The 1,546-nt window shown below is 65.8% G+C and carries 2 protein-coding genes; one reads left to right on the top strand and one right to left on the bottom strand.

Annotation, left to right across the window (positions count from 1 at the left end; translation table 11 throughout):
* Positions 1 to 240: 240 nt before the first annotated feature.
* On the bottom strand, positions 241 to 1,077 hold the full coding sequence (locus P3H15_RS53875) for an integrase (RefSeq protein ID WP_276144802.1): 837 nt from the start codon (positions 1,075 to 1,077) through the stop codon (positions 241 to 243).
* Positions 1,078 to 1,116: 39 nt separating this feature from the next.
* Between P3H15_RS53875 and P3H15_RS53880 the strand changes: the two genes are divergently transcribed.
* Entirely contained in the window at positions 1,117 to 1,299 is a 183-nt protein-coding gene (locus P3H15_RS53880; RefSeq protein WP_276144803.1) for a hypothetical protein, read from the top strand.
* Positions 1,300 to 1,546: the final 247 nt, after the last annotated feature.

The raw sequence follows: 1,546 nt of genomic DNA on the forward strand, positions 1-1,546 counted from the left end.
AGTGTTCGTCGCGGACCAGAATGCACCCGCATGGTGCCGCCGATGGTGACGACTTTGCATGCGCCGCACCGGCCGCCCGCGAACTACTCGATGCGGATCCACGGCAGCGACCGTCCACTCGTTCGGCTCGGTGACTGGGATATACCGGAGCAGGCTCGCTGCGGTACCGCGCGGGCCGCCCGTCGTGGCGATTTTGCGTCATCACTGGGCGACGTGACGGCACCGCTGGAAACCCGGAGTTCAGTCAAACTGAAGGAATCTCGGCGCGAACTCGAGGACAGGTTGGACTCGGAGCCAATGATAGTGCGTGGGTTCGCGGTCAACTGTGGAGATCGTGGTGTTCTGCAGGGGTCTCGAGGAGGTGGCGGGCCGCGGCGGCATAGCGGATCGCGGTGCCCGGGCTGATGCCGAACACTGTGGCGAGGTGGAGTGGGTCCGGTCCGTGTGTGAGTGATTCTTCGAGTTGACGATCGACGTGTAGCCGATCGAGGGTGGTAGTGAGTCCCAGAAGGCCCGGGTGATCCACACTTTGCCGACCGGGCAAGTGCGCACCGCGGTCACGCGGTTGACCAACAGGTGGGGGTTGGCGGTGTTGGGCCAGTGGGTGCGTCGGTGGCTCAGCCACTGGGTCAGCGCTCGGTAGGTGAGGTCGTCCAATGGTCGGGATCGGCCGGCGATGGTCGGCCGACGCTCACCGAGGTCGACGTCGTCGAGAAGCAACTCGCCGATGTCCTTGGAGCGGGCGGCGTGGATGGCGGCCAGGGCGACGGCGAGGCGGGTCGCGGGTGTGGTGGACGCACCCGTCGCCTCGGTGATTGCGTTGTCTTCCAGTGGAAGTATGGCGCGGTAGTTGCTCGGTCCAACGCGTATGCGTGTGGTGGGGTCGCGGAAGATTATGCCCTTCTTCCGGCAGTGTCCGAAGAGCGACCGCAGGACGCTGAGTGTGTGGCGACGTTTGTTGCCCTGCAGGGTATTCGCGATGGAGAGGATGTCGTCACGGGTGACTTCCCGCAGGTGGTGGTAGTGATGCGACCAGCCGAGCAGGATTGGCCGGATCCGGTTGAGGTAGCCCCACACGGTGTTCGGGTCGCGGGGACGCGTGCGGGGCCCGCCGTCGTGAAGTGCGAGGATCCAGTCCTCGACGTCGCGCCGGATGCCGGGGGTGATGCCGTCGAGTTTGCGCGCGAGCCACGCCTCGAACGCTGGTGCCCGGTCGGCGTCGAGCAGCGCGAGCTGGTCGAGGATCTCCGCGACCCGACCCGACTGCGATGGCGGACCGTGGACATCAGCTCGGAGTAGCGGATCTTCTCATCGCTGGTATGGCCGGACAACAGGACGACCAGCGCCTGGTCGACGCTTGTGATGAGTGCGTGTGACCACCCGTGGGCCTCACCGAAGTCCTGGGCGACGCGACGGCCGCGTATGAGGGTGGGATTGGTCAGGTCCGCGTCCCGCCGGCGGTCGAAACGGCGGTAGTCGCGGCGAATATCGATCACAAACGCGGCAACCCCAATGGGGGTCGGTACTTCGATGGCACCGTTTCGAC

This window comes from Rhodococcus sp. T2V (genome assembly GCF_029269925.1).
Taxonomy (GTDB): domain Bacteria; phylum Actinomycetota; class Actinomycetes; order Mycobacteriales; family Mycobacteriaceae; genus Rhodococcus_F; species Rhodococcus_F koreensis.